Raw genomic sequence first — 12,645 nt, 5'->3', positions numbered from 1 at the left:
TCAGGCCGTTCTTCTTCCAATAAACAGCAGATATACAAGAAATCCGCCTACATCGCAAAGAGCGATTAAAAGCGCCATCGGAAAATAAGTCTGGCTGCCGCCCAATCCGACCAGCGGCGAAAGCAGCGCACCGATTGTATTCATGCCCATTCCGAGGATCGCCGAGGCACTCCCGGCCGCTTTTCCCTGACCCTGCATGGCCATTGAAAAAGCCGTCGAGTTCACAAGCCCGACCATCGAGACAATAAAGAAAAGCGGAATCATGACAGCGAAAAGCTGAGCGGGACGGAGCAGCAGACTGCAAAATAAGGCAATACTGCCAAATGCTGCAATCAGTGTGCCTGTCCGCAGAATTTTCCGTTCGTCCACTCTTCCGGCCAGAACCCCGGCCAACTGCGACATCATGACGATACCAAAGCCATTTATTGCAAAAAACAGACTGAAACCTAACGATGAAACATGGAATTGATCCTGCAGGACAAATGAAGATCCGGCAATATAGCAGAACATCGCCCCCGTGATCAATCCCTGAACGGCGGCGTAGCTTATAAACTGCCCGTCGCGGCACAGCCGGCCGATTGCCGCAAAAGAGCCGGCCATTCCGCCGCTGACCCGTTCAGCGGACGGCAGCGATTCGGGCAAACCGAACAAGGCCCCGAGGAAAAGAATAAACCCGATCACTCCGAGAACAACAAAGACACCGTGCCACGAAGTAAAACGCAGGATAAAACCGCCCGCAATCGGAGACAAAATCGGAAAAATCCCGTTCACCGCCATCAGCATCGAGAAAAATTTGGTCAGTGCCGTTCCGGAATAATAATCACGCGCGATCGCTCTCGAGATGACAAGGCCGGCGGATCCCGCAAGCCCGTGCACAAAGCGCAGAAAAATGAGCCAGCCGATCGAAGTGATCATGACGCATAAAAAGGATGTCACGGTAAACAGAATCAGTCCGGCCAGCAGCGGACCCCGGCGTCCGTGACTGTCGCTTAAAGGACCGATAACCATCTGGCCGATTGCGAGTCCGATCAGGCAGGAGGTAATGCTCATTTGAGCGAGCGATGTCGTCGTCTGCAGATCTTTAGTCAGAAATGGCAAAGAGGGCAGATACATATCCATTGACAACGGGCCGAACGCACTGAGCGCTCCTAAAATAACGACCAGCCAGAGATGCTTTCCTCCCGCCGTTTTTTTAAGCCTTGTTTTTTCTTCTGCATGATTCAGTGCCGTCTCCTGCAAATTTCATTCAGTCCTTCCATCCGACAGCCGATCAAAGGACGGCGTATTCAGCCGCCGCCCCGAAAACGGTCTTCAATCCCGACAGGATATAACCTATCATAGCAGAAAAAAAGCCCCGATACTAAAATGAAGGATCGAAAGCTTTCGAACAGATTGATTCTTATAGGAAGGTCCCTTTCATTTATCATCCGGAAACGATTCCGGCTTTTCAGTCAGGCCTGATTTAATTTCTGTTCGGCCAGTTTGATCTGCTTTTCAACCTGATGCGGGGCGGTGCCGCCTTCGCTTTCGCGGGCACGCATCACATTTTCCGGCTTCAGCGCTTCGAAAATATCTTCTTCAAACAACGGGCTGAACCGCTTGTAGTCGTCCATGCCGAGTTCAAGCAGATATTTGCCCTGTTCAATCGCGTAGAGAACCATTTTCCCGGTAATGGCGTGAGCTTCCCGGAACGGCAGGCCTTTTTTGGCCAGATAGTCGGCGATATCCGTTGCGTTGGAATAGTCCTTCTCAACCGTGCGGCGCATCCGCTCCTTTCTGACTGTCATCGTTTTCAGGATCGGTTCCAGCAATTGCAGCGCGCCGCTGATCGTCCGGACCGTATCGAAAATGCCTTCTTTATCTTCCTGCATATCCTTGTTATAGGCGAGCGGCAGTCCCTTTAGAACCGTGAGCAGGCCGATCAGGTGGCCGAATACGCGTCCCGTTTTTCCGCGCAGCAGCTCGCAGACATCCGGATTCTTTTTCTGCGGCATGATGCTGGAACCGGTGCAGAACGCATCATCCAGTTCGATAAATTGAAATTCCTGGCTGCTCCACAGCACCATTTCTTCGGAAAGGCGCGACAGATGGACCATGATCAGCGAACAATCGGCCAAAGCTTCAACAACGAAATCACGGTCGCTGACGGCATCCATGCTGTTCGGATAAATATCGTCAAAATCGAGCAGTTCGGCCACCCGGCGGCGATTGATCGGGAACGTGGTTCCGGCAAGCGCCCCGGCGCCGAGCGGAAGCACATTGATCCGCTTCAGGCTGTCCGCAAGCCGGCTTTTGTCGCGCTCGAACATCCAGAAATAGGCCAGCAAATGGTGGGCAAACGATACCGGCTGCGCCCTTTGCAGATGCGTATAGCCCGGAAGGATGGTATCCACGTTTTGTTTTGCCTGCTCAAGCAGTGCGGACTGGACATTTTCCAGAAGTCCGATCAGTTCTTTCGTTTTATTCCGCATATAAAGATGCATATCGGTCGCTACCTGATCGTTGCGGCTTCGGCCGGTATGCAGCTTGCCCCCGACTGCTCCGATTTCATCGATCAGCATCTTTTCAATATTCATATGGACGTCTTCCTGATCAATGGAAAAAGCCGCTTCACCTTTCTTCACCTTTTCCAGGATTGCGTGAAGTCCCTTTTGAATCGTCTCCGATTCTTCCCGGGAGACAATGCCGCATTCACCCAGCATTTTTACATGGGCAAGGCTCCCCTCGATATCTTCCTCCGCCAATTCCTTATCATAAGCAATCGACGAAGTGTATTCGTCAACCCATTTATTTGTTGACTTCGTAAACCGGCCGCCCCATAGCTTCGCCATGATCTGCCTCCGTTTCGCTCGTTTCGCTATCGTTCTTGTGCACTTCGGCATTGACTTTCGTCGGCAGCCCCCACAGTTTGATAAAGCCGACGGCCGCGTTGTGGTCGAATGCATCGCCCTTCGTGTAGGTCGCCAGTTTCTTGTTATACAGGCTCTGATCCGACGTGCGGCCGACGACAAAGTCATTGCCCTTGAACAGCTTGACACGCACCTTTCCGGAAACAACCTGCTGCGTATTATCAACAAATGCCGACAGCGCTTCTCTTAGCGGCGAATACCAGAGGCCGTCATAGATGACCTGTGAGACTTCCTTATCAATCAGCGGCTTGAACTTCGATACCTCTTTAGTCAGTGTGATCGTTTCCAGTGCCTGGTGGGCATGGATCAGAATCAATGCCGCCGGATTTTCATATACTTCGCGCGACTTGATGCCGACGAGCCGATTTTCCACGTGGTCGATCCGTCCGATGCCGTGCAGCCCGCCCAGTTTATTCAGCTTCTTGATGATGTCCGTAAAAGAAATCGCCTCGCCGTTCAAAGCAACGGGAATGCCCTTTTCAAAAGCGATCTCGATGTATTCGGGTGTATCGGGTGTTTTTTCAATCGGGCAGGTCCATTCAAAAGCGGCTTCCGGCGCTTCGTTCCATGGATTTTCCAGAACGCCGGCTTCGCATGCCCGGCCCCAGATATTGGCGTCAATGGAAAATGGATTGTCCAGATCAATCGGGATCGGTATATTGTTCTTTTCCGCATACTTGATTTCTTCGTCACGGGTCATCCCCCATTCACGAACCGGAGCGACAACCTTGAGCGACGGATCAAGAGCCTGAATTGACACTTCAAAACGGACCTGGTCGTTTCCTTTGCCGGTGCAGCCGTGGGCGACGGCAACCGCGCCTTCCTTGTGGGCGACATTGACAAGCAGCTTGGCAATCAGCGGCCGCGACAGCCCGGAAGAGATCGGATAAACACCCTCGTAAAGTGCGTTCGCCTTCAGCGCCGGGGCGAGATAGCCTTCCGCAAGCAGATCTTCCGCATCAACGATATAGGATTTGATCGCTCCGACGTCAAGCGCCTTCTGTTTCACCATCGCCAGGTCCTTGCCCTCGCCGACATTGATGCTCAGGGCGACAACATCGTAGTTATATTTGTCCTGGAGCCATTTAATGCATACCGAAGTATCGAGACCGCCTGAATACGCCAATACTATTTTTTCTTTAGCCATTATAAAATCCTCCCCTTTATTATGATTGAAAAATTTATTTATAATGGTTCTCAATTGCCTTCCATCAGACACTTCATAATCGCTTTATGCGCATGCAGCCGATTTTCTGCTTCGTCGAAAACCACGGAATGCGGTCCGTCGATAATACCGGCCGCTACTTCTTCGCCGCGATGAGCCGGCAGACAGTGAAGAAAAAGATAATCGTTCTTTGCCAGGCGGGCCAAGTCTTCGTTCACCTGAAAACCGTTGAAATCATGCAGCCGTTTTTCCTTTTCCGCTTCTTCGCCCATGCTCGCCCAGACGTCGGTAATGACAACATCGGCATCTTGCGCCGCCTGCTGAGGAGAATGAGTAAAACTGATTTTACAGCTGTTTTCCGCCCCGCGTTCTTTTGCCGCGGCAAAAATCGTTTTGTCCGGTTCGTAGCCTTCCGGGCTGGCAACCGTCATATCCATGCCGACAGCGGCGGCACCTTCAAGAAGAGAATGAGCCATATTGTTATAGCCGTCGCCGATGAAGCAGGCCTTCAGCCCCTTCAGCGTCCCCTTATGTTCATAAACAGTCAGCAGATCGGCAAGCACCTGAGTCGGATGATGAGTATCGGTCAGTCCGTTGATCACCGGCACATCGGCATAGCGGGCCAGTTCTTCCACTTTTTGATGTGCAAACGTGCGGATCATGATGCCGTCCACATAGCGGGAGAGCACCCTTGCCGTGTCCGGGATCGGCTCGCCGCGGCCGATCTGGATGTCCCGGCTGCTGAGAAAAAGCGCCGAACCGCCCAGCTGATACATGCCGGCTTCAAATGAAACCCGTGTCCGAGTCGACGACTTTTCAAAAATCATGGCCAGTGTCTTGCCTTTTAAATAAGGATGGGAAATATTTTTTTTCTGCAGCTGCTTCATGTCAAGCGCCTGTTGCAGGAACGTATGAATTTCTTCTGTTGTAAACTCGGCGATTGTCAGAAAGTCCCTGCCTTTCAGTGTAGAAATCGTACAATCATTAACCATGTTTGTCACTCCTCAGTTAGTCGTATAGGTCAGGTCGCGGTATTCGTCCAGCGTGTGAACGGTACCTGAAGAAGATGTGCCGGCTGCGCTGAGCGCCTCGGCAACGGTGTCGAGACACGTATAAAGGGGAATCCGATAGCGGAGGGCAAGCGCCCTCATTCGGAAGCCGAATGAATGGACGTTGCGGCCTGCCGTCGGTATGTTCAGAAAAGCGGCCGTTTTTCCGCTTGCGAAAAGGCGGCGGACCGCCTCGCACCCCTTCTCCAGTTTCAGGACCCCGACGCCCCGGTTCCGATAGTAATTGGCCGTATCCCCGGTCGCAATAATCCTGAATCCCTTCGCGGCGAGCCGCCTGACGACCGGCACGCTTTCTTCTCTCTGCCTTTCCGCCACCGACCAAAGTACGGCATCTCTCCGGCCGGGCCCGGCAAACAGGTTCGGTTTTCCGAGAAAAAATGCTTTTTCGAAGGCTTCATAAACTGTATTTCCCATTCCGAGCCGTTCCCCGGTTGACTTCATTTCCGGTCCGAGCACGGGATCGACCCCATTCAGTTTTGCAAAAGAGAATACGGGCGCTTTGACGGCGTAAAATCCGGGATCCCGGCAATAGCCGAAAACAAGCCCCTGATCCGCCAGACGTTCGCCGAGCTGAATGCCGACAGCCTTTTCCACCATCGGGATGCCGATCACCTTGCTGACAATCGGCACGGTCCGCGAGGCGCGCGGATTTACTTCCAAGACATAAACTGTGCTGCCGACGACCACGAACTGAATGTTAATCAGGCCTTTCACACCGATCCGCAGGCAAATTTTTTCCGTGTCCGCCGCGATTTCCTTCTTGACCGCGGCCGGCAGGGTGGGCGACGGGAACACGGCGACGCTGTCTCCGGAATGAACGCCCGCCCGTTCCACATGTTCAAAGATGCCAGGGATTGTGACGTGTCCGCCGTCACTGATTGCATCGACTTCGCACTCGGTTCCCGGCATATAGCGGTCGACAAGAAGCGGGAAGGACTGCGGGCCCAGATGCCGGTCGGCACGGATGTAAGCCTGCAGCTCCTCGGAACGATAGAAAAGAAACATCGATTGGCCGCCGATGACAAACGACGGACGCACAAGGATCGGGTAGCCGAGCGTATCGCCGGCCGCCGGCAGATCCTCAAGCCGGTCGACGGTTAATCCCTTGATATGCGGTATGCCGAGTTCAGCGAGCAGCGCATAGAATGCTTCCCGATCTTCAAGTTCATCGATGCCGTCGGCAGGCGTGCCCAGGATTGGGATCCCCGCCTTTTCAAGAGATCGGGCAACATTGACGGCCGTCTGTCCGCCGAACTGGACAAGTGCCCCCTGGACATGTTCTTTTTCCGCTACGTTCAGAATGTCTTCCACAGCCAGAGGTTCAAAATAAAGCCGGTCGGCAACAGAATAATCCGTACTGACTGTTTCCGGATTATTATTGACAACAATCGCCTGATAGCCCTTCTTCCTGACGGCGAGCGTCGCCTGAACCGAACAATAATCAAACTCAATGCCCTGCCCGATCCGTATCGGCCCCGAGCCGACAATCAGGATCTTCTTTCTGCCGTCGACCGCCGCCTCGTCTTCGCCCGTCCAGGAGGAATAATAATAAGGCGTCTGTGCTTCAAATTCTCCGGCGCACGTATCCACAAGCTTATAGGACGGAACGAGGCCGATCGACTCTCTTTTTTCTCGTACGTCCTCCGCCTTGACCCCGCACAGTTCGGCAAGCCGCGCATCGCCGATGTTGATCTTCTTAGCCTGAATAAGGAGCTCATTGCTGAGATCCGGCCATGAAAGCCGGCTGATTTTTGTTTCAAAATCGATCAGGCCTTTCACGGCGTTCAAAAACCATGGATCAATTTTCGTGAGATCGTTTATTTTTGCAACCGTCCGTCCGCGCCGGAACAGTTCGGCGATCGCAAACAGCCGCAGATCGGTCGCCTGACGCAGAGATTCTTCGAGGACGCTGTCCGGCTGATCATGCAGCCCGGGATTATCCAGCCCGCTGAATTCCAGTTCCAGTGAACGGATCCCTTTATTCAGCGCACCTTCGAATGTCCGGTCGATCGCCATTACTTCACCCGTCGCCTTCATCTGCGTTCCGAGGCTGCGGCTTGCCTCCGTAAACTTGTCGAACGGAAAACGGGGGATCTTTACGACGATGTAATCAATGGCCGGTTCAAACGAAGCATAGGTCGTTCCTGTAATCGGATTGAGAATTTCATCAAGATGAAAACCGGCCGCACATTTTGCAGCAACCCGGGCTATGGGATAGCCGGTCGCTTTCGACGCCAGCGCCGATGACCGGCTGACCCGCGGGTTGACTTCGATAATCGCATATTCGTCGGAATCGGGATTAAGGGCAAACTGGATATTGCAGCCGCCGACGATCTTCAGAGCACGGATGATTTTCAGCGAAGCGTTGCGCAGCATCTGGTACTGTACATCCGACAGCGTCTGCGAAGGGGCGACGACAATACTGTCGCCGGTATGCACGCCGACTGGATCGACATTTTCCATATTGCAGACGATGATGCAAGTATCATTCGCGTCGCGCATCACTTCATATTCAATTTCTTTCCAGCCCTTTATGCTCTTTTCGATCAGCACTTCATGTATCGGGCTTAGACTCAGCCCTCTGTGCAGCACCAGATCCAGATCCTGTTCACAGTAGGCAAATCCGCCTCCCGAACCGCCGAGCGTGTAGGCGGGACGGATAATCACCGGGTAACCGATCTCCTGTACGAACGCCAGCCCGTCTTCATAGGAGCGGATAATGCTCGATTCGGGAATCGGTTCATGAATGGCGAGCATCAGTTTTTTAAATAATTCCCGGTCTTCGCCGTGCTGAATCGATGCGACCGACGTACCCAGCAATTCAACACCGTATTTGGCAAGAATACCTTTTTCATGAAGAGAAACGGCAAGGTTCAGACCGGTCTGTCCGCCGAGTGTACCGATCAGGCCGTCGGGCCGCTCTCTCGCAATGATCTTTTCAATGACCGGCAGAGTCAGCGGTTCGATGTAGGTCCGATCGGCAATCTGATCATCCGTCATAATTGTTGCAGGATTGTTATTGATCAGGACAACCTCGATACCTTCCTCCTTCAAAGCCAGACAGGCCTGCGTGCCGGCATAGTCGAATTCAGCCGCCTGGCCGATGACGATCGGTCCCGAACCGATCACAAGCACTTTTTTAATATCAGTACGTAACGGCATGAGTCGCTTCACCCTTGCTTTGTTTAATCTTTTCAATGAACCGCTGAAATACGGGATGCGTATCCAGCGGGCCGGGATGTGCTTCCGGATGGAACTGAACAGTTTCAATCGGAAGCGTTTTATGTCGCAGTCCTTCAACCGAACCATCGTTGACATTCAGATAAGTAATGATAAAAGTGCGGCTGTCGATGCTGTCTTTCTTTACGACATAACTGTGATTCTGTGAGGTGATCCACACTTTTCCGGTCATGGTTTCACGGACCGGATGGTTTGCCCCGCGGTGCCCGAACAGCAGCTTTCCCGTTTTCGCGCCGTAAGCAAGGGCGATCAGCTGATGTCCGAGGCAGATGCCCAGCGTCGGATACGCGGACGTAATTTTCTTCAGCTCGCCAAACAGGGGCTGGAGCTGAAGCGGGTCTCCCGGGCCGTTGCTGAGCATCACACCATCCGGATGAAGGGCCGAAACGGTTTCGTACGACGTGTTATAAGGAACGACCGTAACTTTGCAGCCGGCGCCGGTCAGTGCGGTCCGCATTGATTTTTTATATCCGTAGTCGATCAGAACGACATGCGGTCCGGCCCCTTCGTAGACTTTTATCTGTTTCGTTGAGACACGTTCGACAACATTCCGGGGAAGGGGCTTTTTCCATTCATCATCGGCGGCTTCAGGCACGCTGCTGATGATCGCCTTCATCGTGCCGCTTTTTCGCACCTTTTTTACAACAGCCCGCGTATCGATCCCGGCGAGTCCCGGCACCCCGGACTGTTTCAGCCATTCATCAACGGTTTTTATCGACTGATAGTGGCTGGGGAAGGAGCAGAGGTTGCTGAAAACGGCACCTTGCATATGGATACGGCCGTGCTCGCTGTCGTACGGATTAACGCCGTAATTGCCGATCAGCGGGTAGCAGAACGTCATGATCTGCCCTGCATAGGAGGGATCGGTCATGATTTCCTGGTATCCGGTCATGCTTGTATTGAAAACAATTTCGCCTGAAACTGAAGTATGCTCGCCGACGCGCAGGCCTGTGAACAAGTCGCCGGACTCCAGAAGCAGATAGCCTTTTTCCATCGTCATCACGCCCCCTTTTTCTTAATTTCCCAGAACTTTATCCAGTGCCTCTGTAAAATAACCGATTTCAGCTTCGTTTGTAACGAGCGGCGGCAGAACGCGCAGTACATTTTTTCCGGCAGTCAGGACAAGAACGCGATGCTCTTCTCTCAGCTGATTGACCCATTCGATGGCCGGTGCAAAAGTTTCCACACCGATCAGCAGCCCTTTTCCGCGGACCTCTTTAATGGCACCGGGATACTTTTTCTTAAGCCCATTCAATTTTTCTGTCAGACTGGCTGCGTTTTTTCGGCATTGTTCCAGTACATTCTGCTTTTTAAAAGTTTCGAGCGTCGCCACACCCGCTGCCGTCGCAAACGGATTGCCGCCGAAAGTCGACCCATGTGTGCCCGGAGTGAACACTTGCGAGACGGCTTTCTTGGCAAGGACCGCTCCGATCGGGATGCCTGAGCCGAGCGCTTTCGCCACCGTGACGATGTCCGGCTCAATGCCGTACTGTTCATAGGCAAACAGCGTACCCGTCCGGCCGATGCCTGTCTGAACTTCATCAACGATGAGCAGAATGCCTTTTTCACCGCATACTTTGGCAAGTGCCTCAATCCATGGCTTGTCGGCAGGCAGGACACCGCCTTCGCCCTGAACCATTTCCAGCATGACGGCGATGCAATCCGAATCTTCGGCAATTGCCTGAACGGCTTCTTCACTATTGAAGGGCAGATAGCGGAATCCGGGAACAAGCGGGCCGAATCCGTCCTGAATTTTTTTCTGGGCCGTTGCTGTCAGCGTCGCTATTGTCCGGCCGTGAAAAGAATGTTCAAATGTAACAATATGTCCGTTTTCCTTATGCTTGATCAGATGCGCATAGCGGCGGGCCAGCTTGATCGCAGCTTCGTTGGCTTCCGCTCCGCTGTTGCAGAAAAAGACTTGATCGCAGCATGAGAGATCAGCCAGCATCGCAGCCAGCTTTTCCTGGGACGCAATATGAAAAAGATTTGAGCAGTGCCAAAGGGTATCCAGCTGCTTCTTCAGGACCGCTTCGACCGCATCGGGGACATGGCCGAGTGCCAGTACGGCGATTCCTGCCGTGTAATCGAGATATTTCTTCCCTGTATCATCCCAGACATAACTGCCTTTTCCTTTGACAATGGTTATCGGGAAACGCCCGTAAGCCGACATCACCGGGAAAACTTTTTCAGCTGATTTTGTATTAAGCATGGAGAGCCTCCTCTTCCAGAAAAATTTTTGTTCCGACCCGGGCGCCCTTCGTGTAATCAATGAGGCATTCCGGTTTCATTCCGTTGATAATTACAACCTCCGGGACATGCTGCTTCAGACCGGCTACCGCCGCCGTGACTTTCGGTATCATGCCGCCGCTGATCTTTTTCGCAGCGATCAATCGGGCAATCTGCCGATCGGAAACCTGCTCGAGCCGTTTCAGCTTCCCGTCCTGTTCGATCAGGATTCCCGGAACGTCGCTGACAAAGCAGAGCCTGCCGTTCAGCGCACCGGCAATAGCGGACGCTGCCTGATCGGCATTGATATTGTAGTGCTGCCCTTTCGAATCCATCGAAACCGGTGAAATGACGGGTATGAACCCCTGCCCGCACAGGCACGTAATCACCGACGGCTCAACCGAAACGATCCTGCCGACATAGCCCAGCTGCTCCAGGTCAATCGGTTCCGCCGTAAATAGGCGGGCGTCGATCCCGCTCAGGCCGACGGCCCTGCCGCCCGCGGCGCAAAGATTGGAAACCATTTTTTTGTTCATTGTCCCGCTCAGCACCATCTCGGCTACGTCCAGAACCTCCTGAGTCGTCACGCGCAGTCCCTGATGAAAAGCAGTAGCAATCGAGAGCCTTTTCAGCATTTGCGAAATGGCCGGGCCGCCTCCGTGAACGATCACCGGCGACCACATTCCGTCTTCTTTAATTTTCCGGATACTTTTAAAAAATGCCGGCGTCAGCTTATCAAAAACGCTTCCTCCGCATTTAATAATCAGATAACGGTCCATTGTGTGCCTCCATTAAAATAATGCCGAGCGGGTTTATGAACGGTAAGACGCATTGATTTTCACGTAGTTATAGGTCAGATCGCATCCCCAGGCAACGGCTTCGCCGTTGCCCTCGCCGAGATTCACCTTGATTACGATACTGTCTCCGTCAAGATAGTCTCTGGCCCTGTCTTCATCAAAGGGAACAGGCCGGCCGTCTGCAAACATGAGCGTATCGCCGAGCGCCAGCGATACTTTTCCCGGATCAAAAGACGCGCCGCTGTAGCCGATCGCGCAGATCATCCGGCCCCAGTTGGCATCGCTGCCGAAGACGGCCGTCTTGACGAGGCTCGATCCGACGATGGTTTTACTGATCGCTTCGGCCGTTTTCTCATCCTTGGCGCCGCTCACCTGCACTTCAATCAGTTTGGTTGCGCCTTCTCCGTCAGCGGCAATATATTTTGCCAGGCCCCGGCAGACCGTCTGCAGACCCGAGAGAAAAAGCGGCCAATCCGGATGCTTTGCCGTCAGCTTTTTATTTTCGGCCATGCCGTTTGCCATAACCAGTACCATGTCGTTCGTACTGGTGTCCCCGTCTACCGTAATCCGGTTGAACGTCCGATCCGCCACCGTCTTCAGTGCCGCCTTCAGATCAACCGGATCAACCGCCGCGTCCGTTGTAACAAAAGCAAGCATCGTCGCCATATTCGGACGAATCATGCCTGATCCTTTGCATGCGCCGCCGATGGTGACCGTCTTACCGTCGATCGCGCACTGTACGGCCAGGTGTTTCGTCTTCGTATCCGTCGTTAATATGGCCTGTTCAAACGGCGCCGCCGATCTCTCCAGAAAAATATTTTCAATGCCCCGCCGTATTTTATCCATCGGCAGCTGCAGTCCGATCACGCCCGTTGAGGCGACGGCAACGGCATGTTCCGGAATCTTCAGACGATCCGCCGCCCATTTTCTGGTGGTATAGGCATTTTCCAATCCCTCTTTGCCGGTGCATGAATTCGCACTGACCGTGTTAACGACAATCGCCTGCAGGGTCTGTTTTTCCGCAATGCTCGCCTTAGTCACAACCAGCGGTGCCGCCTGAAAAAGGTTCGTCGTATAAACGCCCGCCGCAGCAGCAGGCTTCTCCGAAAAAATCCAGCCCATATCCGGCCTGCTCTTTCTCATGCCTATGTTTTGTCCGCCGCTGATAAACCCTTTCGGCGATCCGACGCTGCCGCCCTCTATTTCTTTCAGTTCTGCACACTGCTCAATCATATTTT

The 12,645-nt window shown here is 53.2% G+C and carries 9 protein-coding genes; all 9 read right to left on the bottom strand.

Going from position 1 to position 12,645, the window contains the following annotated elements; genetic code table 11:
* Window positions 1–1,239, bottom strand: coding sequence for a multidrug effflux MFS transporter (locus Q6A92_RS16830; RefSeq protein WP_443029749.1), 1,239 nt, complete (start codon window positions 1,237–1,239; stop codon window positions 1–3).
* A 212-nt stretch (window positions 1,240–1,451) separates the two neighbouring features.
* On the bottom strand, window positions 1,452–2,831 hold the full coding sequence (argH, locus tag Q6A92_RS16825; RefSeq protein ID WP_274401358.1) for an argininosuccinate lyase: 1,380 nt from the start codon (window positions 2,829–2,831) through the stop codon (window positions 1,452–1,454).
* A complete protein-coding gene (locus Q6A92_RS16820; RefSeq protein WP_332238794.1) occupies window positions 2,788–4,056 on the bottom strand; it encodes an argininosuccinate synthase in 1,269 nt (422 codons plus the stop codon). The genes argH and Q6A92_RS16820 overlap by 44 nt, the downstream gene beginning before the upstream one ends.
* A 50-nt stretch (window positions 4,057–4,106) precedes the next feature.
* A complete protein-coding gene (gene argF, locus Q6A92_RS16815) occupies window positions 4,107–5,066 on the bottom strand; it encodes an ornithine carbamoyltransferase (RefSeq protein ID WP_274401360.1) in 960 nt (319 codons plus the stop codon).
* Window positions 5,067–5,078: 12 nt separating this feature from the next.
* Entirely contained in the window at window positions 5,079–8,306 is a 3,228-nt protein-coding gene (carB, locus tag Q6A92_RS16810; RefSeq protein ID WP_332238793.1) for a carbamoyl-phosphate synthase (glutamine-hydrolyzing) large subunit, read from the bottom strand.
* Complete coding sequence (locus Q6A92_RS16805; protein ID WP_274401362.1) at window positions 8,290–9,378, bottom strand: carbamoyl phosphate synthase small subunit; 1,089 nt, start codon at window positions 9,376–9,378, stop codon at window positions 8,290–8,292. The genes carB and Q6A92_RS16805 overlap by 17 nt, the downstream gene beginning before the upstream one ends.
* A gap of 21 nt (window positions 9,379–9,399) precedes the next feature.
* Window positions 9,400–10,593 carry an aspartate aminotransferase family protein gene (locus Q6A92_RS16800; protein ID WP_332238792.1) on the bottom strand — a complete coding sequence of 398 codons (1,194 nt, stop codon included), beginning with the start codon at window positions 10,591–10,593 and terminating at the stop codon, window positions 9,400–9,402.
* Window positions 10,586–11,389, bottom strand: coding sequence for an acetylglutamate kinase (gene argB, locus Q6A92_RS16795; RefSeq protein WP_274401364.1), 804 nt, complete (start codon window positions 11,387–11,389; stop codon window positions 10,586–10,588). Before argB ends, Q6A92_RS16800 begins: the two co-directional genes overlap by 8 nt.
* 33 nt (window positions 11,390–11,422) lie before the next feature.
* Entirely contained in the window at window positions 11,423–12,640 is a 1,218-nt protein-coding gene (gene argJ, locus Q6A92_RS16790) for a bifunctional ornithine acetyltransferase/N-acetylglutamate synthase (protein WP_332238813.1), read from the bottom strand.
* Window positions 12,641–12,645 lie beyond the last annotated feature (5 nt).

This window comes from Sporolactobacillus sp. KGMB 08714 (genome assembly GCF_036598985.1).
Classification (GTDB): domain Bacteria; phylum Bacillota; class Bacilli; order Bacillales; family Sporolactobacillaceae; genus Sporolactobacillus.
This window is presented reverse-complemented; position numbering and strand designations above follow the sequence as displayed.

Excerpts from the sequence above, each read along its gene's own strand:
- Q6A92_RS16805 (WP_274401362.1), bottom strand. The coding sequence starts at position 9,378 with ATGGAAAAAGGCTATCTGCTTCTGGAGTCCGGCGACTTGTTCACAGGC.
- carB (WP_332238793.1), bottom strand. The coding sequence starts at position 8,306 with ATGCCGTTACGTACTGATATTAAAAAAGTGCTTGTGATCGGTTCGGGA.
- argH (WP_274401358.1), bottom strand. The coding sequence starts at position 2,831 with ATGGCGAAGCTATGGGGCGGCCGGTTTACGAAGTCAACAAATAAATGG.
- Q6A92_RS16820 (WP_332238794.1), bottom strand. The coding sequence starts at position 4,056 with ATGGCTAAAGAAAAAATAGTATTGGCGTATTCAGGCGGTCTCGATACT.
- argB (WP_274401364.1), bottom strand. The coding sequence starts at position 11,389 with ATGGACCGTTATCTGATTATTAAATGCGGAGGAAGCGTTTTTGATAAG.
- Q6A92_RS16800 (WP_332238792.1), bottom strand. The coding sequence starts at position 10,593 with ATGCTTAATACAAAATCAGCTGAAAAAGTTTTCCCGGTGATGTCGGCT.
- argF (WP_274401360.1), bottom strand. The coding sequence starts at position 5,066 with ATGGTTAATGATTGTACGATTTCTACACTGAAAGGCAGGGACTTTCTG.
- argJ (WP_332238813.1), bottom strand. The coding sequence starts at position 12,640 with ATGATTGAGCAGTGTGCAGAACTGAAAGAAATAGAGGGCGGCAGCGTC.